This window comes from Klebsiella sp. PK01, from assembly GCF_057624675.1.
Genome location: NZ_JBYEZM010000006.1, coordinates 107171 through 130521 on the forward strand (window position 1 = coordinate 107171; position 23351 = coordinate 130521).

The window sequence follows — 23351 nt, forward strand, 5'->3', positions numbered from 1 at the left end:
GGAGCGTCTATGACTCTGGACCGCAGAAAGGTTCTGATTTACCTGCGCCCGGATATCAGCGCCAGCGAGCGCTTTGCGGACGCGAAAATTGAGGCCCATCATCGCGGCGATCGCGGGGATATGTCGCGTACGGCGCTGTTGGCGGGGTTAGCGTTGGGTGAAGTTGATAGCCGGCTGCCGTCAATGCTGGCGGCGCTGCTGGCGGAAGATACGCCGCCGGAGACGTTGCGTAGAATGCTGGCCTCGTTTCTTGAGATTCAGCCAGCGTCTTCCGCTCCGGCATCCGCGCCAGCGGCTGCGCCGGTTAAGGCGCCCGAGCCGCCAGCCCCGGTGAGCGAGAGCGTCTCCGCGCGTAATCTCGCCGGCTCGCTGCCGGATTAAGCGCTTTGCCGGTTTGCGCTTCCAGTGCAATGGGTGGGCCCAATGCCATTTGTAGATACTGTTATCGGTTCGCAACCTTTAGCTTGAGAAAAGCGTTTATCTCGTTTCGCTCCGGAGGATATTGCGCTCCCGGTTAATTTTTCTGCAATATGTTTTCCGTGGCGCAGGGAGCGCACAGAGGGCGGCCAGTCGCCGCCGCCCTCTGTACTCCCGGGCTTTGGCCGCCAAAATCGCCACTTCGTGGTTCCTTCGACTTATCCCGGCAGGCTTCGGGTCGGGCCGAGGCTGCGTCCCTGCAAGTCACGGCCCTCAGCCCGCATCCATGCGGGCTGCCCCGGCCTGCCGGGAACGTCTCAGCGATTTTGAGGCCACCAGCACCGGCAGTTGCAGCCAGCATGGTGAATAAATTAAAGGCAGGCCGCACAGACCGTAGGCCGGATAAGGCGTAGCCGCCATCCGGCGCAAAGCGGTTCCTTATCCGCGGATATTGCCCGGCGGCGCTGCGCTTGCGCGGGCCTAAAGATCCAGTGCAATGGTGGGCCCAGTGCCATAGGTAGCCCGGGTAAGGCGGAACGCCGCGACCCGGGAACTCCGCTTAGCTGTGGGTCAAAAAGCGGGCCAGTCGCTGCTGCAGCAGGCGATTCTCGCGGGTTAGGCGCGCATTTTCATCCAGCAGCGTCAGCGCCACCGCAATCCCCGGCCAGTCCAGCTCCAGCTCGTTACGCAGGCGCACCGCGCGATGCACAATCGTCACCGCGCTGTCGTCAAACAGCCAGGTTTCAGCCTGCGGCTGGTGTGGCTCAATCATCCCTAAGCCGACGATCTCCGTCAGTTCCTCTTCCGACACCCCGGTGCGCAGGCACAACTCGGTGATGGTAAACGTCACTGTTACTTTAGCCATCAGGCTTTCCCCCATGTCTTACGCGGATCGAAGCTGGCTTCGCTTTCGGCGAGCTGCTGCCAGAGCTCACGCGCTTTTTCATCTGGTTTTGGCGGCATGACAATTTTGATGACGGCGAACAAATCGCCGGTGTGGGTTTTGCTCACCAACCCTTTGCCCTTGATGCGTAGCCGTTGCCCCGCCTGACTACCCGCCGGTATTGTCAGCAGAATGCTCTCTTTTAGCGTCGGTACGGTGACTTTCGTCCCCAGCGCGGCTTCCCACGGCGCCAGCGGCAGTACGATCTCCAGGTTATGACCGTTGATGTCGAACAGCGGATGCGGCGCGATGTGAATCACCAGCCACAGATCGCCATTTGGGCCGCCGTTTTCGCCCGGTGTCCCCTGGCCTTTCAGGCGAATACGCTGGCCATCGCTGACCCCGGCCGGAATTTTCACATTCAGCGTTTTCGGGGTTTCACTCTCAACCATGCCGAAGACGTTATAGACCGGCAGCTTGTAGCTGATGGTACGGGTCTGTTCGGCGAGGGTTTCTTCGAGGAACACCGCCACTTCGATTTCGACATCGTGGCCGCGCTCGGCGCGCTGGCGGCGGGCGTGATGCGCCTGCTGGCCGAACATCGAGGAGAAGATATCGTCGAAGTCCTGCTGGCTGTAGCTTTGTTCGTGGGCGTGCTGCTGGCGGTTGAACTGCGGATCGTTGCGGTGCTGCCAAAGTTGGTCATATTCGGCGCGACGCTGATCGTCTTTGAGGACTTCCCATGCTTCGGCGAGATCTTTGAATTTTGCTTCGGCATCGGGTTCTTTGCTGACGTCGGGGTGATATTTACGCGCCAAACGGCGATAGGCGGTCTTGATGGTTTTCAGATCGTCCGTTGGCTTAACCCCTAGAATGGTATAATAATCCTTTAATTCCATGGTGTTATCTCATTTATGCTCAAAAATCTGGTCACAGAATCCCTGGATCAGGCGGCTCTATTAAGAGTAGGGCAAATGAGAAAGGGTGGCGGAGAAAAGTGGCGAAAACTTGACGCCGTCGGGGGTGACGGCGTCCAGTGATTATTCCGGGGTGCCGGAGCGGTAGTTGCGGCGCCATCCTTCCAGCAGCACCAACGCCGCGCCAATGGCCCCGGCAACAAAATGTAGATAATTCGGGGAATTGGGGAACAGCTGAACCAGGGTCGGATCGGTTATCATCATTGAACCGGCAATCCAGCCAATCAGCGCGCCGCCCAGTAATACGACCGAGGGAAAGCGAGTCAGGATTGCCAACACCAGCTTACTACCGGCGACAATAATCGGAATGCTGATTAATACCCCCAGCGCCACCAGTAACAGATGGCCTTTACCGGCGGCGGCCACGGCCAGTACGTTATCCAGCGACATGATGACATCGGCGACGGTGATGGTGACGGCGGTGCGCCACAGGCTGCTTGAGCTGCTGATATCGCTCTCTTCTTCTTCGTTGGCGACCAGCTTAACGCCAATCCACAGTAGCAGTAACGCGCCGACGATTTTTAGCCACGGCAACGACAACAAATAAATCGCCACCGCCAGCAGCACGACCCGTGCGATAATCGCGCCGAGAGTACCGATAACAATGGCTTTGGTGCGCAGATGCGCCGGCAGCTTGCGGCAGGCCATGGCGATGACCACCGCGTTATCGCCGCCTAATAACAAATCGATGGCGATGATTTGTAGCAAAATAACGGCGAAGTCCCACTGACTCAATATTTCGTTCATGCCTGGCTCGTATTGCAAATAATGTCGATCAAAAAAAGATGGGCGCAGGGTACTCCCGTTCTTCGCCCCTGACCACCCTTCAAGCCGTAGGGAGAATAGTGGCGTCTGACAAATAAAGTTACGAATCAATGCATAGACTGACAATGATTCGCCGCCAAAGGATGATATTTTGTCCGATTAAGCTCACCTGCCGTCTACTTTTTCGTAAGGACTTTTCAATATGTCTGGCATCAAGAATTTACTTATTCTCGCCCTGACGGGCGCTTCCCTGCTGCCGGCGCTGGCCAGCGCCGCTGACGCGCCGGCCGCGACTTTCACCGCGGAGCAGGAAGCGCGCATCGGCAAAATCGCCGCTGACTATCTGGTCGCCCATCCGGAAGTGCTATTGCAGGCCAGCCAAAAGCTGCAGCAAATTCAGGCGGAGCAGCAGGCCAGCGCCGCTACTCAGGCGGTAATCAAGAATGCCGACAAGCTGACGCAGGATAAGGCCACGCCAACCTACGGCCCGGCTAACGGTAAAGTCACCGTTATCGAGTTCTTCGATTATCAATGCATCTACTGTAGCCGCCTCGCGCCGGTTATGGAGCAGGTGATTAAAGATCATCCGCAAACCCGTTTTGCCTTTAAAGAGTGGCCGATTTTCGGCAGCCGCTGGGCAACCTCGCTGGACGCGGCGAAAACCGGCCTGCAGATTTATCAGCAGAAAGGGGCTGAGGCCTATCTGACTTACCACAACGGCGTTTACGCTACCGGGCATAACGAAGGCAAACTGACGGCGGCGGATATTCAGCAGCAGGCGAAAAAGGTGAACTTTGACGCCAAAAAAGCGGCGGATGTCGAACCGGCGCTGGAAAACATTAACCAGCTGGCGCAGGAGATTGGCTTAAGCGGTACGCCTGGCGTGATTGTCATGCCGACTACCGGCGCGACCGAAGCGACCATTACCGTCTTCCCGGGACTGGCCGACAAAGCCTCGCTGGATGCGGCGATTAAGAAAGCCGGCGGTCAGTAATCTCACCGGGCTGAAAGAGGAAAGGCCGCGCGTGATGCGGCCTTTTTTGGGGGGGCCGTTACCGTTCGACCTCCTCGTTCTGATTGATTTTCAAATCAATAATTCTGCCAATCTGGTCGTGGTATACCGTCAGCAGGTTATATTGGCTCATCTCGGAAATGATCTGCGGCGCGATATTAAAGCTCTCCGCCAGCTCTTCATGGCGCAGCGAGGCCATGCTGCCGTGCCGCCGGGCGTTATAACGGCGCAGATTGTACTGATACCACAAAATCAGCAGCCAGCCGTTAATTGCCGCCACCAATAAATAGACCAGCACGGTATTAAACGACGCCATAATTGCGTCCCAGCTGTCGTTACCGCGCTCGGTAAACTGCATCAGCAGGTTGGCATACAGAAAAAAGGCGAAGCCGGCCCACGCGATGGCGGTTAACACGCCGTCAAAGATCCGCGGCAACATGCGATGCTCGGTTAATATCAGAGTTTGTTCGTTCATGACATTCTTCCTTTACCTCTATCAGGGCTGACCCAGCGAGCCCTGGCGCGTTTACGTTTCAACATGACTTTGGGGAAGGCGACGATGGTGGTTAACAGGCCGATCATCCAGTACACCATCGGAAACCAGATCACCCAGAACAGCGAGCCGGCGACGCCGCGTTCATAGCGCCTTTCGATGTACAGGCTGGCGATAAACTGCAGCAGACACATCACCCCCAGCAGTAGCCCGGTAAATTCCGGCGGAAAAAGGCTGCGGACGGTCAGGTTCTCCGGCAGCGGGGCAAAATGGCTGGCGATGAACAGAAAAATGGTGACCGCATAGGCGAAGGCCCACAGCGTGGAGAGCGCATATTCGAGGAACAGCGGCCACATTCGGTGGTGTTCCCAGCGAAACAGGCGGCGCAGATTGACCAGGAAAACCTCGGCGCCGCCCTGCGCCCAGCGTAAACGCTGTTTCCACAGTCCCTTCAGCGTTTCCGGCATCAGGATCCAGCACAGCGCCCGCGGCTCGAAGAAAATCGCCCAATGACGTAGCTGCAGCTTCCAGCTGATATCGATATCTTCGGTGATCATATCCGGGCTCCAGTAGCCGACGTCCGCCAGCGCCTGGCGACGAAAAGCGGCAATCACCCCGGAGACGGTAAACACCCGGCCATAAATACGCTGGGTGCGCTTGATCAGCCCGATTATCGAAGAGAACTCGCCGACCTGAATGCGGCCAATCAGCGTCGAGCGGGTACGAATACGCGGATTACCGGTCACCGCGCCGACGTGGGGGTATTGGATCAGCGGCGCCACGAGGTAGGCGGCGGTATCGCGGTCGAGCAGGGCATCGCCGTCGATACACACCAGTAAGTCCCCGCGCGCGGCGGCAGCGCCGGCTTTCAGCGCTACCGCTTTCCCCTGATTTTCAGCCAGGTGAATCACCCGCAGCAGAGCGTACTCTTCCGCCAGTTGATTAAGCACCCTGGCGGTATCGTCGGAGGAACCGTCGTTGATGGCGATCACCTCAATGTTGCGATAGCGCTGCGCCAGCGCGGCTTCGATGGTCTCGCGGGCATTTTTCTCCTCGTTAAAGCAGGGAATCAAAATGGAGATCAGCGGATCGCCCGCAAGCTCCGGCGGCGGCGTCTCTTTACCCCATGGCCAGTGGCGCTCCAGTTGAAACCAGAAGTAGAGCCCGCCGGTTATCCACAGCACCGACATAAACAGCGGCCAGAAGAAGACGAAATCCAGTATCAACTCGCCGGTGAAAACGGCGGCCACGCCCAGCGGTAGCCCGAAAACCAGGCATAAAATCGAAAATGCGATAATGCGATCAGTCATTGTTGGGATACCAGTACGATGAAAACAGGGGCCTGATTTTTGAGATATCAGGCTGATTATTAAGAAAATCGTCGGGGTAGTAGCCGTAATTGTTGACGCCGTTGAGCTGTAACGTCCGCATCCAGTCAACCAGCTGTTGGTCAGGGATGGCGTTCTGCTGCGGGAGAGTCCAGTCTTTAGCCTGCAGCTCAAAAATGGTTTTCTTCAACGCGCCCGGTCTGGCGCTGACGGCGCGCACCAGACGCGCCAGCCACGCATCGCTTTCCGCAACCGGAACCGATTCCATCAGCGGCATCGCCATCGGCACCGTCCAGTCGTAGGCCGTCAGAAAATCATCGAGATTCTGCGCGAACCAGGCCTCGCTTTCCGGCTGCAGGATCGGCAGGGCAAAGATATTGCGCGCGGTTTTCACCTGCGGGCCGCGGATCTCTTTTACGCTCTGGCTGAGCGTGCGGGTGAAGTCGATAAGCGCCTGGCTTTTAAACCGCGTCCAGGCATGCAGCGTGGCGGGATTTTGGCGGATCTGCGCGATATCCTCCCAATGGCCCGCCGCGTGCCAGGCGGCCATCGCCCCGGCGCCGGCATCTTCATAATCCGTCAGCACCGCGTCGTCGTGGAACAGCACGCCGTCAAAGGTCGCGTAGCGGGCAAGGTCTTGATAAATATCGCGGATCTGATCGCGCACCTGGCTATTCCATGGCGATAGCCGTACATAGGGGCGAGTGGCCTGGCGCAGCGTGTTGCTCTGCGCATCCCAGCGCTGTACGCGCGGTAGCGAACCGTTCAGATCGAACGCCAGCACCGGCATCCACGCATACACTTTGGCGCCGCCGCGCGTTTGTAATTGCCAGGCGACGAAGTTGAAGAGATCGGCGCGCATCGGCAGGCGGCGGTTGGGGAAGTAGAGCGCTTTCACCGTGCCGTCGCCGAGCGGATCGGAAAAGGCCTGCAGGAAAACGTGAGTGATTTTCATGTCGTAGACACGCTGGATCAGCTTATCGATATTTTTGCGCTGCTGAACCGGGTCTTTATCGTAGACATAATCGAGATCGACGTGCATCACCCGAACCGGCTCACGCTCCTGGATTTGCGTCACCTGGCTGGCGAAGGCCTTGATCGACGGATTGCCGGAGATAAGCAGACGGGGAATGTTATCCAAATCCCGCACATCGCCCAGACCATCGCCGAGGGTAAACGCCAGTTGATAGCCGCGGCTTTTCGCGATAGCCAGCGATGTGCCGTTGGCGGCGCCGTAGGGCCATACCCAGGCGCGCGGCGCTTTGCCGGTGACGTCGGCGATTTTGTCGCTCACTTTGCGCACGTCGGTATCGATGCGCTGGTGAAACTGCTGGTCGCTTTCGTAGCGTCCGCTGGCCTTATCATAAAAACGGTTGGCAACCGCCGGTTCGCGGCTACCTTGCGGATTGGCCTGAATACCGTAGTGCGAAGCCCAGGTATGCGCGCCGATTTCAACCAGCGGCGATTGCGCGAGCTCGCGCACCATCTCCCAGGTGGCGAAACGCTCGCGCGGAGTCATCAGACCGCCGAAATCGACTTTTTTCTGCTCCGGCGTATCGACCCAACTGCCTACCGGCGCCCATAGTGCCGGGACGTTCCAGGCTTTTAACAGCGGCCAGACCCGGGTGTAAAAACTGCTGTAGCCATCATCGAAACTCAGCAGAAATGCCTTTGGCGGCAGGGTGATTAACCCCGCGTTGGCGTCGAGAATATTTTGCACGCTGACGGCCTTATAACCATTGTGCAGCAGCCAGCCGATTTGATCGTTGAGCGCGCTGGTACGCACCGCCAGATAACGCTGATCGGCGGCATCGTCTTCTACATCGTGATAGGCCAATACCAGAAACTTATTCTGTGGCCAGGGCTTATTCGCCTCCGGCTGCGGCCGCGCGTCCGGCGGCAGAAAAGGAATCGTTTCTGCGCGAAGCGCGCAGGTCATCAGGAGCCAGCCGATAACCATCAGGCTGATGCGGATACTTTTGTTGACCATGTTTATCCTTAAAACCGTAAATTCGCATCAAGGGCAATGGAGAGATTGCTTTCGCGTTTGCCGTCGTAGGGACGCTTGTCCCAGTTCAGCATCACGCCGGTGTCGATCACGTTGTTCCAGCGAATACGCTGGCCGTAGCCGAGCATGGCGATAGCGCCGGTCGAATACGCTTTTTGCCAGTAGGCGCCGCCGCCTGCCGCAAGCTGCTGGCTCCAGACGGTATCGTAGTGCTGATACATGACGTGATCGGCGACCAGCGCCGAGGTGGCGGCGAAGTCGCGTTTCGGGTTGTAGTACAGGGTATCCGCCCGGCTGTTGACGCTGGCGGAGAGCCCAGGTTCCAGATCGAGCGTGATGGTTGGCGATTGCCAGAGCCGCTCTTTGCCGGAGAATGTATATTCCTGACGACGGTTGTGGTCGGAGAAGCGGGTGGCGGCGGCGCTGAAGCGATATTCGCGTCGTTCGTTTTGATACCAGCGAACCCAGCCCTCGCCGCGGTTGGCGCTGATACCGTTACGCAGCGCGCGCAGCGGCGTCTGCCGCGACAGACGTTCGACCTCGCCGCCAATTTGCCAGCTGTCGTTGAAGCTTTGCCAGGCGGAAAGTCGGGCGCCGGGTTTGTTGTCGCCGGCGAAATTGTTGTTGGAGATTTCCAGTTCAGCCCAGGCATCGCGCGGGCGCCATTCGATGCCGCCAAATAGCTGGCGGCTGGAGCCTTTTCCTTCATCAAAATTCCCTTTGGCGAAGCGATAACCGGCGAAAAGTCGCCAGTTATCCGCGATTGGCGGGCCGTAAATCGCCGCATCCCAGCTAAAGTCGTGGCTACCGCTGACCGGGTTATCCGAGTGGATCCCTTGCGTGCTGTTAAGGCGCAATTCCGACATATGGTGCACCTCGCGAGCGCGAGCTAATTTTTGCGTGCTCAGGTCTTCGGGGCTGCGCGCCAGCAGGTCATCGGTTAATAGCTCCATCTGCCGCCACTCCTGAAGATCCATCGCCACGTAGGCCTGCTGACGTTCGAGGGGGATGTTCGAAGGCTCCAACGCTTCCGCCGCTTTCAGTTCCCGTTCGGCGGCGCGGGGTAAACCGCGCGCCTGTAGTATCGCCGCGTAGTCAATGCGCAGCCCCTGATTACCGGGCGCGGTGGTGGCCAGTCGGTCGGAGAGCCGTTCGGCTTCCGGCAGCGCGTTAGTACTCAGTAGATACTGTACCTTCAGCGATTGAGCGTTCAGCCACGGGTCGTTTGGCTGCGGCGTCGGCGAGCCGTAAAGGCGGCGGGTGTAGGGAACGCCATTCGTCACTTTAGCGAGATACTCGCGGGCGGCCTGATACTGGCCGCTATCCAGCAGCGCATAAAATAATTCATGCTGATCATCTTGCGGGTCAGGCCGGTAAAGTGGATGTTGGCGGGCGATCGCCAGCGCGGCCTCGACGTTTTGTTGTGCAAGATAAGAGGAGATAACCCAGCCGATGGCCCAGTCAGGGACGGGCTGTTGAGCGGCGGTCAGCGACTGATATTCCTTAATGACCTTGGCGTAATAGCCGCGGGTGTATAGCGCGCCGAGGCGGTCAATACGCGCGCGGGCAAGATCCTCTGCAGCCTGCGGATCCTGACGCCAACGGGCGAACAGCGCGTCGTAGCGGTTGAGCGCCGTTTGCGCGAGGCGAAAGCGCTCCTGTTCACCGCGGGCCGGGGTGTGCGCCAGCCGTACCCACTCCGCCGCCGCGTCCATTTCCAGCTTTCGCTGCTGCGCGGGCGTTAAGGTGGTTTTCGCTGACCATTGCAGCGCAGGCGAATTGATGCGATTGCTGCTCAGGCTATCAATCAGGCTATTGAGCGTTTCTCTGTTTTGCGGCGCGAGTTCCTGCGCGCGCATATCGGTGAGCAGCTGGTCCCAGCTTTTTCCCTGACGTAAATAGACGTAGGAGAGTGTCTGCAGGTGAGCGGCGCTGGGCGTGGTGGCGACCAAGCGGCGGGCTTCACTTAGCGCCTGCCCGTCATGGCGCGCATCGGCCAGCGTTTTAATCCGACCAATAAGATAATCGTCGTTCATCGGCTGCTGGCCAATTGCCTGATCCCAGAGCGCCAGCGCTGAAGACCACCGTTTTTGATTACGGAAAGCCTGTGCCGCTGCCGCCGTACCGCGTGCCGGTAGCGCCATATAAACCTGATAACGCTGCCAGACCTGGATTACTTCCTCATCACGTCCAGCCCAGGAGGCAATTTGAAGCCAGTCGGCGACTTGCTCAGGCGTCAAAGCATGTTGTTGTTGATATTGCTGAAGATAATCGAGAAAAGGGGAGTAATTACCTTCACGCGCCTGTAGCACATGCCGATCATATATCGACTCAGCCCCCTGAGCCAGAATAGGGGTTAACAACAATAAACTAATTGAAAGCGAGAATGTCGTGCGGCGATAAAAGAATAACTTATTGAAACGAGTTGATCTTCCCATAACTATTTACCATATGTCCATCAAGAATCCATTGCACAACACGTCGGCCTTTTAGCTGAATGCAAAAGGATGGGGTAATGAGTTTTTACCTGACGGTACGCGACTGCGATTACTTATTTAAGGTAATAAAATATCTCCTCGCGATAACGGGGTGGCGATTAATGTACACCTGATATGTTTGCCTGAAAATATGCCAAATAATAGGCCTGTAGTTTTAAGATAAATCTGGAAATTGACCTTTAATGAATTAATTAATTGTCTTATGTTACGCATAACTTACTGAATTGAAAAAAGTTAAATGGTGTCCGAAATTCTGTTTTAATGTTTTTGGTTGGCTTTTTCATGCATAATGTCAGGCGGTTGCTGTAGATATTTAAGACGATTTTTGACAAAAATTCTCAATAGTAGAAAAGCTTCTTTTTTGTGCGAGTTTTTTATTTATAATTAGCCTGAGCACAGATAATTAAGAAATGACGTAAGGATAGTGGAGTGGAGCGTTCACTATAGATGGAGAGATTGGGGGATTACTAAAAGACAATCACATGCTTTATTTGGCTCGCCATAGTCAGCACGCTACCAGGCGCTGTGCATATTCTCCCTGGAGGGGTTTTGTTGCTTTATTGTTAAAGGGATGATTTGTGGCAACGACAATGTTTTTAGTAACTCAGGATCACTATCTCTTTGAAGGGGTGAGGATTTTCTTTCCAGATATCATCCAGTTACATTCGATAGAGCGTAAGCTTTTTGAGAGTGATGCCGAGGAGTTTTCGGTGCTGGTGGATAGTCGGGCGCCGCTTTGTTTTTACGATTATCTTATTCCTGGTGCAGCGGAAGCGGGTAAACGTATCTGCTGTATTATGCTTGATATGCGCCATCGGGAAGAGCATTTGCTGAGCTTAAAGTGGTTTCTCAACATGTCTTTGACGCCGACGGATATGGCTAATTTATTTAGCCTGTTTCTTGACGTGAAGAGTAAGCGATTGACCCGAGAATGGCTCAAGAATTTCAGCCTGAAACCGCAGGAACATATGACGTTGACTTTACTCAGAGCGGGGATGACCATGGAGCAAATAGCTGGGGTACTTAATACTTCGGTGAAAAGCCTGTATCGCAAGCGCATTGAGCTTTATGAACGTCTGGGGTTGGCTAACTTTAATGAAGCCTGTCTGTTTATTTTTAAAAATAGACTGCTCGAGTGTCCCGCGCCGAAGCGATAAAAAGGGAAATGAATGCAGAGTAAGCTATCTACATACAAGCCACTAAACAACGGTATTATTTTAATTTAATCAATCATTGATAGGTATAACCGTAGTTCAGGAATGACTCAGATGATAACCCGCGGTATATGATAAAAATGCTCTTTGGAAGTACTTACTGCTTCGGCAGTTTTAATGCACACAGCAATTAATATTATAAATGCTCTCAATATTGAGTTGGCATAGATTTATCGTGGATCAAATTACCGGGGTTTTCTTTCATTATTTCTTCGAATGGCGTGGTTATATTTATATACGCAAATTAGCTAGCATATGTGAGAGAAATTATCGAATGATCAAGGACAGTATCGCCGAATCTCTGGAAGCTCGCGGATTGTATCGCCGGGCTGCTTCGCGCTGGGTGGATGTGATGCAGACGTGCGTCGATGACAACGATCGCGAATGGATAAGGATGCACCGCAATAAATGCCTGAAAAAAGCGAAGCTGCCGCCGGCGCGTAAAGAGGAGTTTGCTGATATCCATAAGGCTGCCAGAGAGACACAGTACCGTATGGGGATTGCCAAGCCGAATGGCGAAGTGTTCCGCCTTCCCGCTAAAAAGAAAGCGACGCGGCGCTAGCGTTTTCGGCGACATCTCGCTGAATCAGATCAAACCGATAGTGTGGTAAGGAAGCCGCGGGTTACTGACGGCCTGTCGGCTCCGCCTCATTCAGGGAATGACTAATTCTATCTCTTACCCGTTTCAGGAAGCTAAGGGCATCTGTTCCCCACAGGTGAGGATCAAAGTCTGAACCATAGCGCATCCTGAATTCCTCTTCCGGGTTATCTGCTTCCTTCAGCAGAAGGTCAATGTCTGCGATAAGGCCATACTTTATGGCGAGATGACTATCGGCGATAAATGCGTCAATTTTGGGCTCGATCTCATCACTATCATCGATAAGATCATAATCTTGCCCGAAGTAAACCGTGATAAAGCCGTTAAGTTCATTCAGGTTCATTTTTGTCATGTACAAACCGTGTTCAGGGTAGAGGAAAGGCTGTCAATACAAAATAGGGTTTTCCATGCCAGTGCGTAAACTCGATGACTACCCGGACTTTGTAGCAAGTAGTTACTTCTTTCGCACCTTTGAATAATAATATTCCTGTTTGGTTTGCAAACATGCGATCCAACTGCATTTTTGCATTCATCCCTGGTGGTAGATGTCTTACCCACATCTCTATCTGAGTCTTATTGTCCTGAATAACGGCAGATACTAAGCGCTCAGCTTCACTGGTACTTTTGAAACTACTGACAGACTTTAATCGGGGAGTAGTATCCAGTCTCATTCTCAGCCCTTCTGGCGTTTTGCCAACATGATTTTGGAGAGTATGGCCACCTGATGAGCGACTCCTCAAAAATTCATGTTCAGCCAGTTTTATCCGTCCTCCACGTATAGAAGCAACGCGGATAGCACCCATTGTCAGCGCAAATCCCATAGGAATCGCAAGATCCAGAGTCATTCCAACGTTCACGGCAGTTTGGTGATCGGAACCCAGACTTTCGGCCAGAGATACTACAGAATTGTATGTATCGGTACTGACCTGCCTACCGGTCCATACCTGACGAAAGGAAGCCTGTATCGTATCCAGGCTGTGGGTTCCCACGATGACACACCCGATTTTAGTGATCATTGTTGGTTCGGGGGCTATGCACATGACTCCGGCACCAAACATTTCAACCAGACCGTTGGCCAATCCTAGACCACCCCAGAGGCGATTACTAAGTGTTTCCCCCTCACTGACGGATTTATCGGCCAGAACGGCGGCTAGTTGTACGGGAGAAAGAGCCATTCTTATTCCGTTATTCTCTTGCATATCACAGACTTCCTGTTGTGATTAAATATTCGACACTATCATAACAGTCATTAGCATGAATTTTTATTACCGGATAAGCTGCTATTGCTCTTATTTTTCTCAGATACGTTCTGATTAGAGTGGGTTGAAGATAAATTGGCACTATTATTTTGCGTAAGTGGCTTATAAAGAGGGGCGGCTGAAACGAAGATTCATCTTAACGTTTTTATGTGACTCAATGCAGTATGTCACATCCGAACTGAAGGCCTGCGTTAGTGATGAATAACCGATGGCTGAAGTTAAAGGTAAAAACGATGGGCATTGAATGCCTAATGGCGCTGTGCTTATCAGGCATACGGTTCTCGGTAGGCCGTAGAAAAGCAAAAACCCAGCCATAGGCTGGGTTCTCTGAATAAGTGGTGCCCGGACTCGGACTAACGCCGTAGGCGTTGAACAGCGCGCTTGTCGCGCTGGCCCCGAAGGGGTGAGCCGCGTTGCGGCGAATAATCGAACGCAGTTCGATGGAGAGTCCGGCCGCAGAAAAGCAAAAACCCGCCTTTTGGGCGGGTTCTTTAAATAGTGGTGCCCGGACTCGGACTAACGCCGCAGGCGTTGAACAGCGCGCTTGTCGCGCTGGCCCCGAAGGGGTGAGCCGCGTTGCGGCGAATAATCGAACGCAGTTCGATGGAGAGTCCGGCCGCAGAAAAGCAAAAACCCGCCTTTTGGGCGGGTTCTTTAAATAGTGGTGCCCGGACTCGGACTAACGCCGCAGGCGTTGAACAGCGCGCTTGTCGCGCTGGCCCCGAAGGGGTGAGCCGCATTGCGGCGAATAATCGAACGCAGTTCGATGAAGAGTCCGGTCGCAGAAAAGCAAAAACCCGCCTTTTGGGCGGGTTCTTTAAATAGTGGTGCCCGGACTCGGACTAACGCCGCAGGCGTTGAACAGCGCGCTTGTCGCGCTGGCCCCGAAGGGGTGAGCCGCATTGCGGCGAATAATCGAACGCAGTTCGATGAAGAGTCCGGTCGCAGAAAAGCAAAAACCCGCCTTTTGGGCGGGTTCTTTAAATAGTGGTGCCCGGACTCGGACTAACGCCGCAGGCGTTGAACAGCGCGCTTGTCGCGCTGGCCCCGAAGGGGTGAGCCGCATTGCGGCGAATAATCGAACGCAGTTCGATGAAGAGTCCGGCCGTAGAAAAGCAAAAACCCAGCCATAGGCTGGGTTCTCTGAATAAGTGGTGCCCGGACTCGGAATCGAACCAAGGACACGGGGATTTTCAATCCCCTGCTCTACCGACTGAGCTATCCGGGCAACGGGGCGCATTAAACCGTAATCCGCCCACTGCGTCAATGAAATTTCTCTATTTATTGTTTGATTGCTTATCTTTGCGGCAATTCTGCGCCAAAAGGCGCGTTTTGCTTAAAATCACATCACCCCGTGATCGCCTTCGCGAACTTTCCAGCCGCTGGTGATGGCGATGGCATGGCGTTTTCCGGAGATGTCGTAATCGCCAACGATCTCTTCATCATCTCGTGGCGAACTGATGGTTAGGATGGCATCTACTCCGTGGCGATAGGCGCCATGATGGCTGAAGATCGTGCCGATAAAGCATTTATCGTTGAGCCACACCGGGATCCATGCCACCGTTTCAACGGTGTAGTGCCCCGCAACGCCGCCATAGTAGTTGTCCGCATCATCTTTAGCGGTACCGGGGGGAACAGGACAAATCGGCTCATCGTTATCGTCAGCAGGTTTATCCTTTAGCAGGCTACCTTGCATGACGTCCAATGACTTCAATAAGCCCGCTTTATCTTTATCGTTTAAGGCTGGGGTGGGTGACTGCCCGTTTTCCGCAGCGCTGATGATATTGAGGTTATAACGGTAGCGGATGGTGATGGCCGGCGTCAGGTCGCTCTGGTTAAACGGACGCAGCAGATAGAGGTTATCTTCCCCAAACACGCCGTTAAACCACAGGGCGTAAACCTGGCCGTTGATTCTGACCCAGCGGCCCCACTGGTTCGCTCCGCGATCGTTAATAGAGTAAAGGGCGCCGGGCACGCCGGCATCGAAGTTATCGTCGTCATTGCTGTCGGCATCGTTCACCGATTCAAAGGCGCTATCGCCGCGTTTCAGCACGCCGGTATAGCTGAACAGGCCGGTACCGCCAACATAGCTATCGATGATGAGGTCGCGTTTGCCGTCGCCGTCGAGGTCGATAAGCGTGAAGCTGACTTTGCCGTTTTCCGAATCGGCGCTGATATCGGAATGTAAAAACGCCTGCCACTCATCGTCGCTGATATCCGCCGCTGGCTTGGTGGTTGAGACCGGCGCGTCGTCGGCATAGGTGAGGGTAAAGTGGCTGATGTGTCCGCTGAGCGGAAACTGTTCCGCAATGTTCTCTAATGCGAGTTCCGGATTGCGTTTTTGCTCTTTTAGGAGCGCGTCGTGCAACGTCTTCAGCGCGAGTATATCGGCCTCTCGTTGCTTGCGGGGAATAACCTTGCTGACGAAGGTGGGAAGCTGCCAGGTTCCGCCTGGGGTGATTTCCCGACACATGCCGGTGCTGTACTTGAGGCTTTGCACAAAGGTTTTGCCATCCCACACACGTTCTTCCCCATTAACGCAGTCGGCGACGCTGCGCCCTTTGTTGAAGAAGGTCATTACGCCATCGTTATAGCTGGAGGCATCAGTGGTTATCAGCTGTGGCCTGGCGGCCTGTGTGTTATCGACAACCCACATCGCGTAGCCGTCGTTATAGGCGGCGCGCCAGCACAGAGTCTGCAGCAGCGAGTGATTTTTATCCAGCGGGGTGACGGTGATCTGCCGTTCGCTGGCCGGAATATCGGCGTTTTGCCAGTCATCACAACGGCTGTTGAGCGCGCTTTCCAATTGCGGGAGCCATTTCTGCTGTTGTTTAGCTGTTAACGCAACGGGCTGGGCGTTGTGAATAAACGGCGCGCTAAGGATCTCCGGCGCGGGAATGGCGTGCAGGACGGCACTCTCATCGCTGTCGCCTTTACGTAACAGGGCATCGGCGGTGCCAATCCGCTGCTGGAATTCATCGACCTTAAGGAATACCGCGCTGCTGCCCGCGTTAGATAGGCGTTTGCGCTGGCCATTGAGCGCCAGTTCGATTTTCGCGTTTTGCTCCAGGGCGGTAATAAGCGCGCTGGTTTGCGTACTGTCAAAGTGAAAATGGTTATCGTCGATAGCCTCAAGCGTCCCGCGATCGCTATCGTTGATAAACAGATTTACGCTGGCATCTGGCGGAATATCGTGCTCGGTCTGCGCAAACGTGACCTGCGCGGTTACCTGCCGCCCGGGGCCGGCGCTTCGGGTCAGCAGAACGCTGACCTCGCCCATTGTCGCGCCATAGCCCGCAGCCCGGCAGGTGCCGGTATTATCGCAGGCGACTTCCCAGTCTTTGTAGGCGAAAGAGAAACCGCGAGGAGGGGCGGCCATCAGCGAGGTCGAACAAAGCCCCAGTACGGCGGCCCAGAGAAGTGGACGCATAGAAATCCCTGCCACAGAAAGTGTCAGGGAATTATATGCGCCTTGCAGGGGTTCGGAAATCCGAATTACGTGAGCGCGCCGCCCATCCGGCAGCGGGCAAAGCGCAGAATATCTTCCGCCAGACGCTGGGCGGTATCGACGTCGGCCTGGCTGCGCTTGATCAGCATGCGGCTCAGGCAGCCTTCGACGATTAATTCCATCTGCCTGGCGACCATTTCCGGATCATCCACCTCAAGCAGGGTCAGCAGCTCATGTGTGTAGGCCAGTGACGCCTGCTTCTGCTGTTCCGCTAACTGGTGAATCGGATGCTGAGCATCCGGATAGAAAGTACAGGCGGCGATAAACAGGCAGCCCGGATAGCGGTGGTTGCTGACGCATTTGGTCAGCGCGCTATAGCGCGCCAGCAGCTTTTGTTCTGCGCTCAGCGTCTCATCCAGCAACAGTTGGCGACGCCAGGCGTCTACCTGCTGGCTTAAATAACGCAGGGCGTCATAGAGCAACGCTTCGCGATCGGGCCAAAAGCGCTTGAGGTCATCAAGCGGATATGCGACGCGGTCGGCGACCATTTCCAGCGTGGTGTTGGCGATACCCTCGATTTCGAGAATTTGTATGGCTTCACCCAGGACATCTTCACGTTGCACGGTAGTCTCCTCCATTTATCCTCCTCAAGTGTCGTTCACGGTTTCCAATCGCGCAAATGGGCGCTGAATGCCGCAGCATCCATAAACCCGGTGACGCGCTGCGCGGGCTGCTCTTCTCCCTGCGCGTTGAAGAACAGAATCGTCGGCAAGCCGAGCACCTGTAAATGCTTCAGCAGGGCCGCGTCTTGCGCGCTGTTCTTAGTGACATCCACTTGCAACAGAACGGTCTCTTTTAGGGCCTGTCGCACTTCAGGAGCGCTAAAGGTATATTTTTCGAACTCTTTACAGGCCACGCACCAGTCAGCATACAGATCGAGCATGACCGGTTTCCCTTTGGCCTGCGCTAACGCCTGGTTGAGTTCATCCACGGTACTGACACGGGTAAACTCCAGATGCGCCTGCTGCTGGGCGGTTGGTGCGCCAAAGGCCCAATCCTGCAGCGGACGCGCGCTAACCAGCGCGGCGCCCAGCATGACGATTTGCACCAGCCGTAGCCACGGTTTGCTCGCGCCAAGCGAGGTGATAAATGCCCAGCTAAAGAAGGCGACGCCAAGCAGAGACCACAGGCGTAAACCCCAGGCTTCGCCGATCACGCGCTCCAGTAAAAAGACCGGCAGCGCGAGGATCACGAAGCCAAACGCGGTCTTGACGTGAGCCATCCACGGCCCGCTCTTCGGTAGCAGACGGTTACCGAACACGGTCACCAGGATCAGCGGCAGCCCCATTCCCAGCGCGTACAGATACAGGGTGCCGCCGCCAAGCCACAGATTACCGCTTTGAGCGATATACAACAGAATGGCGCTAAGCGGGGCCGTAGTGCAAGGGGAACAGATAAGCCCGGCGATGGCGCCCATTGCAAACACGCCGCCAGGCGAGCCCCCCTGGCGCTTATTGCTCATTAGCGTCAGTCGGGTTTGCAGCGATGAAGGCAGCTGCAGCGTAAACAGGCCGAACATCGACAGCGCCAGCGCGATAAATACCACTGACAGCCCGATTAATACGTAAGGGTGCTGCAGCGCGGCCTGGAATTGCAGACCGGCGGCGGCCACGACCAACCCCAGCGCGGTATAGGTAACCGCCATCCCCTGGACATAAATAAAGGCCAGCAGTAGGGCGCGTGCCGTCGATAAGCGCTGCTTACCGCCGAGGACAATCCCGGAAATCAGCGGATACATCGGTAACACACAAGGCGTAAAGGCAATACCGATACCAATCAGCAGCGCCCATAGCGCCGAAAATGGCAGCGACGCGGGCTCCGCGCCGGTTTGGCTGCCGCTGGCCGGGAGCGCGGCGGGCGCTGATGGTTTGGCCGCTTGCGCCTTGTCGGAATCGGCGAGCACCGCGCTGAGCGGCACGACTTTGGTCTCCGGCGGATAGCAGAATCCGGCGTCGGCACAGCCCTGATAGGTGACGGTCAGCGTGGCTGCTTTGCTGGCTTCCGTAAGGGTAATCGGCAAGGTCAGGCGCTGACGATAAATTTCGCTTTTGCCGTAAAACTCGTCTTCATGCCATTCGCCAGGCGGTAGCGAAGGTTCGACGATCGCCGCATCTTTTGCCGTCAGCGTGATCTGCTTACGGTAGAGGTAGTAACCATCCTTGATGCGCCAGCTCAGGTTGAGGTCGTGTTGATTCTGCTGAAAGTCAAAGGCGAAAGCCCGATCGGCAGGCACGAAGTTTGAGCGCCCGGGGGCGTCAAACAACCCGGCGCTGGCCGATGCGCTGCACAGTAGCAGGATCAGCGTAATGATGCGTTGAGCCATGAGAGGTAATCGTTGTCTCCGTGAGTAACCGGCAGGACCAGTAGTTCGGGGGTTTGATACGGGTGATGGGACTTCAGGCAGTCCAGTAACGCCTGCTGATGGGTCTGATTGGTTTTGAGCAGCATCTGGACTTCATACTCCTGCTCAAGCTTCCCTTCCCAGTAGTAGAGCGACGTCGCTCCCGGCAGGATGGTGGCGCAGGCGGCGAGTTTTTCTCCGAGCACTTTGGCCGCCAGATCCTGGGCGGTCGCTTCATCCGGCGCGGTACAGAGTACAACAACAGCATCAGGCGTAGTCATCGTGAACCTCGTATCAGCGAAAAGAGGCACTATAGCATGCATGATGCGGAGAGATTAACCAAAGGGGCCAGTTACTACACTGGCCCCTTTTTAACGATCTTACAGCATGAGGCCGCCGAAGATGAATCCGAGGATCACGCAAAGCGTAATGGCGATGACGCCCGGGATCAGGAAGGCGTGGTTAAAGACATATTTGCCGATACGCGTGGAGCCGGTGTCGTCCATTTCGACCGCGGCCAGCAGGGTCGGATAGGTTGGCAGCACGAACAGCGCTGAGACCGCGGCGAATGAGGCAATTGCCGTCAGCGGGGTGACGCCGAGCAGCAGTGCGGCGGGCATTAACGCCTTAGTCGTGGCGGCCTGTGAATAGAGCAGCGTAGCCGCGAAGAACAGCACCACCGCCAGCAGCCACGGATAGTTGTGCAGCAGATCGCCCGCCACCGTCTGGATATCGGCAATATGTGCTTTGACGAAGGTATCCCCAAGCCAGGCGACGCCGAGCACGCAGACGCAGGCGCTCATCCCGGACTTGAAGGTGCTGGCGTTCAGCACTTCGCCGGTATCGATCTTACAGGTGATGCTAATCAGCGTAGCGATGGTCAGCATGAAGACCACGATCGCTTCGTTACGCGGCAGCACCGGGTTCTGGATCAGGCCGACGGTGTCGCTGATGGCGGTAGCGTAGAACATGACCGCGACGATGCCCACCAGGAACAGCAGAACGGAGCGTTTAGCATGCGGCTTCAGCTCGAAGACCTGACTGCCGCGCAGGCTCACTTCCCCTTTTGCCAGTCGCTCCTGGTATACCGGGTCGTCTTTCAGCTCGCAGCCGAGGAAGTTACAGACGACGGCGGTCAGCATGACGGCAATCAGGGTAACCGGCAGACAGATCGCCAGCAGCGTCAGGTAGCTGACGCCAAGCGGTTCGAGAATACCGGCAAAGAAGACCACTGCCGCGGAGATCGGCGAGGCGGTAATCGCAATCTGCGAAGCGACAACGGCTATGGAGAGCGGGCGGGAAGGGCGAATACCCTGCTCTTTCGCCACTTCGGTAATCACTGGCAGGGTAGAGAACGCGGTATGACCGGTGCCTGCCAGCACGGTCATAAACCAGGTGACCAGCGGCGCAAGGAAGGTAATGTACTTGGGATGGCGGCGTAGCATACGTTCGGCGAGGCTGACCAGATAGTCCATCCCTCCGGCGACCTGCATCGCGGCGATAGCGGCGATAACCGCCATGATAATTTCAATGACGTCAAAGGGGATTGCCCCGGGTGGAATTTGAAAAATTAAGGTTAAGACGAGGACGCCGAGGCCACCGGCAAAGCCGATACCAATGCCCCCCAGTCGGGCCCCCAAATAGATTGCCAGCAAGACAACCACGAGCTCTGCACCAAACATATATGCCTTCCTTGTTTTTTAACAAGTTGATATTGAATTGTTGTCGTTTCGTAAACCCAAAAAAGCAAAAAGGCATGTCATCACTGACATGCCTTTGGTTAGTTTACCCTGAAAGCTTACTGTTCGCTTTCATCGGTATACCGTTTTGCTTTATAAGCCGGATGCATCAGGTTTTGCGGAGAGAAAATGTCGTCCAGCTCGGCTTCGGTCAGCAGCCCGCGTTCCAGTACTACTTCACGTACGCTCTTACCGGTTTCGGCGCAAATCTTGCCGACGATATCGCCATTGTGGTGGCCGATGAACGGGTTGAGGTAGGTCACGATACCGATGGAGTTGTAGACGTAGCTTTCGCATACCGCTTTGTTAGCGGTAATGCCGTTCACGCATTTTTCCAGCAGGTTGTAGCAGGCGTTGGTCAGGATGTGGATAGATTCAAACATCGCCTGGCCAATCACCGGCTCCATCACGTTCAGCTGCAGCTGACCGGCTTCGGAGGCCATGGTCACGGTGGTATCGTTGCCGATAACTTTGAAGCACACCTGGTTAACCACTTCTGGCACCACCGGGTTAACTTTTGCCGGCATGATGGAGGAACCGGCCTGCAGTTCTGGCAGGTTGATTTCATTCAGCCCAGCGCGCGGGCCGGAAGAGAGCAGGCGCAGGTCGTTACAAATCTTGGACAGTTTGACCGCCAGGCGTTTCAGCGAACTGTGAACCATCACATACGCGCCGCAGTCAGAAGTCGCTTCAATCAGGTCTTCCGCCGGAACGACCGGCAGGTTGCTGACTTCCGCCAGTTTCTGTACCGCCAGCTGCTGATAACCGTCAGGGGTGTTCAGGCGAGTCCCGATAGCGGTCGCGCCGAGGTTCACTTCCAGCAGCAGTTCTGCGGTACGCAGAATACTTTTGGTTTCTTCGTTCAGCAGAACGTTAAAAGCGTGGAATTCCTGGCCGAGGGTCATCGGCACCGCATCCTGCAACTGCGTGCGGCCCATTTTCAGGACATCCTGGAACTCGACGGCTTTTGCCTGGAAACCTTCGCCCAGCTGTTTGATGGCGTCGATCAGTTTGAGAATCGAAGCATAGACCGCGATGCGGAAACCGGTTGGGTAGGCGTCGTTAGTGGACTGGCATTTGTTGACGTGATCATTAGGGTTGAGGAACTGGTATTCACCTTTCTGGTGGCCCATCAGTTCCAGACCGATATTCGCCAGCACTTCGTTGGTGTTCATGTTGACGGAGGTGCCCGCGCCGCCCTGGAACACATCAACCGGGAACTGGTCCATGCATTTACCGTTGTTCAGCACCTCATCGCATGCGGCGACAATAGTGTTCGCTACGCTTTTAGGAATGGTTTGCAGTTCCTTGTTAGCCAGCGCGGCGGCCTTCTTCACCATCACCATGCCCCGAACAAACTCAGGGATGTCGCTAATCTTGTTGTTGCTGATGTAGAAGTTTTCAATCGCTCTCAGAGTATGAACGCCATAGTATGCGTCAGCTGGAACTTCCCTGGTGCCCAACAGATCTTCTTCGATACGAATGTTGTTTAACATGTGAACCTTCTTTTTCAAGCTGCCAATGAATTCACCAAATACACAGAATTTATAGGATTTAGCGTATTTTCAGACCGAAGATTATTTCCTTAACCGGCCCGGTGCCCACGATCATATGCTGATGATAGCGAAGTTCAGTAACCTTGATCACTTATTATATAGCGCGGCGGATAAGAATTATTAATCTGTGAAATGAGTCACCGCTTTACTATTTTTGAAAAAAATGCCGTTGCCGTTGATTGAAAAATGGCGCGCCAACCCCACATTCCTATGACGCGAATAGCAAATTTATCACTACGGGCGTCTGCGACGACGGCCGATTGAAGGAGACGCCGGTGCGTTGGATCCCATTTATTGCCTTTTTCTTATACGTTTACGTCGAGATCTCGATCTTTATCCAGGTCGCGCATGTGCTCGGCGTGCTGTTGACGCTGATCCTGGTTATCTTTAGCTCGGTGGTGGGGATGTCGCTGGTGCGCAACCAGGGCTTCAAAAACCTGATGCTGATGCAGCAGAAAATGGCGGCTGGCGAAAGCCCTGCCGCAGAAATGATTAAAAGCGTGTCGCTGATTATCGCTGGGCTTCTGCTGCTGATCCCAGGCTTCTTTACCGACTTCCTCGGCCTGCTGCTGCTGTTGCCGCCGGTGCAAAAGCTGATGACCTTAAAACTGATGCCGTATCTGCGCTTTAGCCGGATGCCGGGCGGCGGTTTTAGCGCCGGCGCCGGCAACGGAGACACCTTCGAAGGGGAGTTCCAGCGCAAAGACGACGAACGCGACCGTCTGGATCACAAAGACGACCGCTAAAACGACAAA

Annotated in this window: 21 protein-coding genes and 1 tRNA gene; 5 read left to right on the plus strand and 17 right to left on the minus strand. The window is 55.3% G+C overall.

All coding sequences use genetic code 11. From position 1 onward, the window contains the following. Positions 1-9: 9 nt before the first annotated feature. Positions 10-381 carry a plasmid partitioning/stability family protein gene (locus tag AC22LX_RS19310; RefSeq protein ID WP_015704087.1) on the plus strand — a complete coding sequence of 124 codons (372 nt, stop codon included), beginning with the start codon at positions 10-12 and terminating at the stop codon, positions 379-381. A gap of 309 nt (positions 382-690) precedes the next feature. Here AC22LX_RS19310 and AC22LX_RS19315 read toward each other — a convergent pair whose 3' ends face one another. The 4 genes from AC22LX_RS19315 to AC22LX_RS19330 all read right to left on the minus strand — a co-directional run bounded on the left by AC22LX_RS19315 (position 691) and on the right by AC22LX_RS19330 (position 3024). Continuing rightward, positions 691-837 (minus strand): hypothetical protein, encoded by a 147-nt coding sequence (locus AC22LX_RS19315; protein WP_213292866.1) that lies wholly within the window; start codon positions 835-837, stop codon positions 691-693. A gap of 139 nt (positions 838-976) precedes the next feature. After that, positions 977-1282 carry a chaperone modulator CbpM gene (gene cbpM, locus AC22LX_RS19320; RefSeq protein WP_015368685.1) on the minus strand — a complete coding sequence of 102 codons (306 nt, stop codon included), beginning with the start codon at positions 1280-1282 and terminating at the stop codon, positions 977-979. Beyond that, on the minus strand, positions 1282-2199 hold the full coding sequence (gene cbpA / locus AC22LX_RS19325) for a curved DNA-binding protein (protein WP_045396490.1): 918 nt from the start codon (positions 2197-2199) through the stop codon (positions 1282-1284). The genes cbpM and cbpA overlap by 1 nt, the downstream gene beginning before the upstream one ends. Before the next feature lie 141 nt (positions 2200-2340). Beyond that, complete coding sequence (locus AC22LX_RS19330) at positions 2341-3024, minus strand: TerC family protein (RefSeq protein ID WP_045396487.1); 684 nt, start codon at positions 3022-3024, stop codon at positions 2341-2343. Between the two features lie 220 nt (positions 3025-3244). Between AC22LX_RS19330 and AC22LX_RS19335 the strand changes: the two genes are divergently transcribed. After that, positions 3245-4036: a DsbA family protein gene (locus tag AC22LX_RS19335; protein ID WP_049059798.1), complete on the plus strand. Its 792-nt coding sequence runs from the start codon at positions 3245-3247 to the stop codon at positions 4034-4036. Between the two features lie 58 nt (positions 4037-4094). Here the strand turns inward: AC22LX_RS19335 and pgaD are convergent, their stop codons facing one another. The 4 genes from pgaD to pgaA are packed head-to-tail and all read right to left on the minus strand — an operon-like array spanning position 4095 to position 10321. Next, the gene (pgaD, locus tag AC22LX_RS19340) at positions 4095-4529 is read right to left on the minus strand and encodes a poly-beta-1,6-N-acetyl-D-glucosamine biosynthesis protein PgaD (protein ID WP_045396482.1); all 435 of its coding nucleotides are present in this window, start codon (positions 4527-4529) and stop codon (positions 4095-4097) included. After that, on the minus strand, positions 4526-5857 hold the full coding sequence (pgaC, locus tag AC22LX_RS19345; RefSeq protein WP_047078506.1) for a poly-beta-1,6-N-acetyl-D-glucosamine synthase: 1332 nt from the start codon (positions 5855-5857) through the stop codon (positions 4526-4528). Before pgaC ends, pgaD begins: the two co-directional genes overlap by 4 nt. Continuing rightward, positions 5850-7835 carry a poly-beta-1,6-N-acetyl-D-glucosamine N-deacetylase PgaB gene (pgaB, locus tag AC22LX_RS19350; protein WP_487334176.1) on the minus strand — a complete coding sequence of 662 codons (1986 nt, stop codon included), beginning with the start codon at positions 7833-7835 and terminating at the stop codon, positions 5850-5852. Before pgaB ends, pgaC begins: the two co-directional genes overlap by 8 nt. Before the next feature lie 38 nt (positions 7836-7873). After that, entirely contained in the window at positions 7874-10321 is a 2448-nt protein-coding gene (gene pgaA, locus AC22LX_RS19355; protein ID WP_213292864.1) for a poly-beta-1,6 N-acetyl-D-glucosamine export porin PgaA, read from the minus strand. Positions 10322-10971: 650 nt separating this feature from the next. On the opposite strand from pgaA, the gene AC22LX_RS19360 reads away from it, so the two are divergent. Further along, the gene (locus AC22LX_RS19360; protein WP_045396469.1) at positions 10972-11538 is read left to right on the plus strand and encodes a helix-turn-helix transcriptional regulator; all 567 of its coding nucleotides are present in this window, start codon (positions 10972-10974) and stop codon (positions 11536-11538) included. Between the two features lie 331 nt (positions 11539-11869). Beyond that, positions 11870-12157 (plus strand): PerC family transcriptional regulator, encoded by a 288-nt coding sequence (locus AC22LX_RS19365; RefSeq protein ID WP_020079839.1) that lies wholly within the window; start codon positions 11870-11872, stop codon positions 12155-12157. A 61-nt stretch (positions 12158-12218) separates the two neighbouring features. On the opposite strand, the gene AC22LX_RS19370 is transcribed toward AC22LX_RS19365, so the two are convergent. The 9 genes from AC22LX_RS19370 to aspA all read right to left on the minus strand — a co-directional run bounded on the left by AC22LX_RS19370 (position 12219) and on the right by aspA (position 22536). Beyond that, positions 12219-12545, minus strand: coding sequence for a contact-dependent growth inhibition system immunity protein (locus tag AC22LX_RS19370; protein ID WP_045396464.1), 327 nt, complete (start codon positions 12543-12545; stop codon positions 12219-12221). A 13-nt stretch (positions 12546-12558) separates the two neighbouring features. Next, on the minus strand, positions 12559-13392 hold the full coding sequence (locus AC22LX_RS19375; protein WP_047078504.1) for an RNase A-like domain-containing protein: 834 nt from the start codon (positions 13390-13392) through the stop codon (positions 12559-12561). A gap of 1212 nt (positions 13393-14604) precedes the next feature. Continuing rightward, positions 14605-14680, minus strand: a tRNA-Phe gene (locus AC22LX_RS19380). A 114-nt stretch (positions 14681-14794) separates the two neighbouring features. After that, a complete protein-coding gene (locus AC22LX_RS19385; RefSeq protein WP_487334150.1) occupies positions 14795-16882 on the minus strand; it encodes a DUF1176 domain-containing protein in 2088 nt (695 codons plus the stop codon). A gap of 65 nt (positions 16883-16947) precedes the next feature. Further along, positions 16948-17523 carry a transcriptional regulator gene (locus tag AC22LX_RS19390; RefSeq protein ID WP_047046398.1) on the minus strand — a complete coding sequence of 192 codons (576 nt, stop codon included), beginning with the start codon at positions 17521-17523 and terminating at the stop codon, positions 16948-16950. Positions 17524-17558: 35 nt separating this feature from the next. Further along, entirely contained in the window at positions 17559-19283 is a 1725-nt protein-coding gene (locus AC22LX_RS19395) for a protein-disulfide reductase DsbD (protein ID WP_045396452.1), read from the minus strand. Further along, on the minus strand, positions 19259-19582 hold the full coding sequence (gene cutA, locus AC22LX_RS19400; protein ID WP_045396450.1) for a divalent cation tolerance protein CutA: 324 nt from the start codon (positions 19580-19582) through the stop codon (positions 19259-19261). Before cutA ends, AC22LX_RS19395 begins: the two co-directional genes overlap by 25 nt. Positions 19583-19681: 99 nt before the next feature. Next, on the minus strand, positions 19682-20983 hold the full coding sequence (locus tag AC22LX_RS19405; RefSeq protein WP_015368669.1) for an anaerobic C4-dicarboxylate transporter: 1302 nt from the start codon (positions 20981-20983) through the stop codon (positions 19682-19684). 116 nt (positions 20984-21099) lie between these two features. Further along, the gene (gene aspA / locus AC22LX_RS19410) at positions 21100-22536 is read right to left on the minus strand and encodes an aspartate ammonia-lyase (RefSeq protein WP_045380159.1); all 1437 of its coding nucleotides are present in this window, start codon (positions 22534-22536) and stop codon (positions 21100-21102) included. Between the two features lie 335 nt (positions 22537-22871). Between aspA and AC22LX_RS19415 the strand changes: the two genes are divergently transcribed. Further along, on the plus strand, positions 22872-23342 hold the full coding sequence (locus AC22LX_RS19415; RefSeq protein WP_015368667.1) for an FxsA family protein: 471 nt from the start codon (positions 22872-22874) through the stop codon (positions 23340-23342). The last annotated feature ends 9 nt before the right edge of the window (positions 23343-23351 follow it).

What these genes read in the sequence shown, in the direction of transcription:
- AC22LX_RS19365 (WP_020079839.1), top strand. Translation starts at nt 11,870, where the DNA reads ATGATCAAGGACAGTATCGCCGAATCTCTGGAAGCTCGCGGATTGTAT.
- AC22LX_RS19335 (WP_049059798.1), top strand. Translation starts at nt 3,245, where the DNA reads ATGTCTGGCATCAAGAATTTACTTATTCTCGCCCTGACGGGCGCTTCC.
- AC22LX_RS19315 (WP_213292866.1), bottom strand. Translation starts at nt 837, where the DNA reads ATGGCGGCTACGCCTTATCCGGCCTACGGTCTGTGCGGCCTGCCTTTA.
- aspA (WP_045380159.1), bottom strand. Translation starts at nt 22,536, where the DNA reads ATGTTAAACAACATTCGTATCGAAGAAGATCTGTTGGGCACCAGGGAA.
- AC22LX_RS19310 (WP_015704087.1), top strand. Translation starts at nt 10, where the DNA reads ATGACTCTGGACCGCAGAAAGGTTCTGATTTACCTGCGCCCGGATATC.
- AC22LX_RS19370 (WP_045396464.1), bottom strand. Translation starts at nt 12,545, where the DNA reads ATGACAAAAATGAACCTGAATGAACTTAACGGCTTTATCACGGTTTAC.
- pgaB (WP_487334176.1), bottom strand. Translation starts at nt 7,835, where the DNA reads ATGGTTATCGGCTGGCTCCTGATGACCTGCGCGCTTCGCGCAGAAACG.
- AC22LX_RS19330 (WP_045396487.1), bottom strand. Translation starts at nt 3,024, where the DNA reads ATGAACGAAATATTGAGTCAGTGGGACTTCGCCGTTATTTTGCTACAA.
- pgaD (WP_045396482.1), bottom strand. Translation starts at nt 4,529, where the DNA reads ATGAACGAACAAACTCTGATATTAACCGAGCATCGCATGTTGCCGCGG.
- pgaC (WP_047078506.1), bottom strand. Translation starts at nt 5,857, where the DNA reads ATGACTGATCGCATTATCGCATTTTCGATTTTATGCCTGGTTTTCGGG.
- AC22LX_RS19395 (WP_045396452.1), bottom strand. Translation starts at nt 19,283, where the DNA reads ATGGCTCAACGCATCATTACGCTGATCCTGCTACTGTGCAGCGCATCG.
- AC22LX_RS19385 (WP_487334150.1), bottom strand. Translation starts at nt 16,882, where the DNA reads ATGCGTCCACTTCTCTGGGCCGCCGTACTGGGGCTTTGTTCGACCTCG.
- pgaA (WP_213292864.1), bottom strand. Translation starts at nt 10,321, where the DNA reads ATGGGAAGATCAACTCGTTTCAATAAGTTATTCTTTTATCGCCGCACG.
- AC22LX_RS19405 (WP_015368669.1), bottom strand. Translation starts at nt 20,983, where the DNA reads ATGTTTGGTGCAGAGCTCGTGGTTGTCTTGCTGGCAATCTATTTGGGG.
- cbpM (WP_015368685.1), bottom strand. Translation starts at nt 1,282, where the DNA reads ATGGCTAAAGTAACAGTGACGTTTACCATCACCGAGTTGTGCCTGCGC.
- cutA (WP_045396450.1), bottom strand. Translation starts at nt 19,582, where the DNA reads ATGACTACGCCTGATGCTGTTGTTGTACTCTGTACCGCGCCGGATGAA.
- cbpA (WP_045396490.1), bottom strand. Translation starts at nt 2,199, where the DNA reads ATGGAATTAAAGGATTATTATACCATTCTAGGGGTTAAGCCAACGGAC.
- AC22LX_RS19375 (WP_047078504.1), bottom strand. Translation starts at nt 13,392, where the DNA reads ATGCAAGAGAATAACGGAATAAGAATGGCTCTTTCTCCCGTACAACTA.
- AC22LX_RS19360 (WP_045396469.1), top strand. Translation starts at nt 10,972, where the DNA reads ATGTTTTTAGTAACTCAGGATCACTATCTCTTTGAAGGGGTGAGGATT.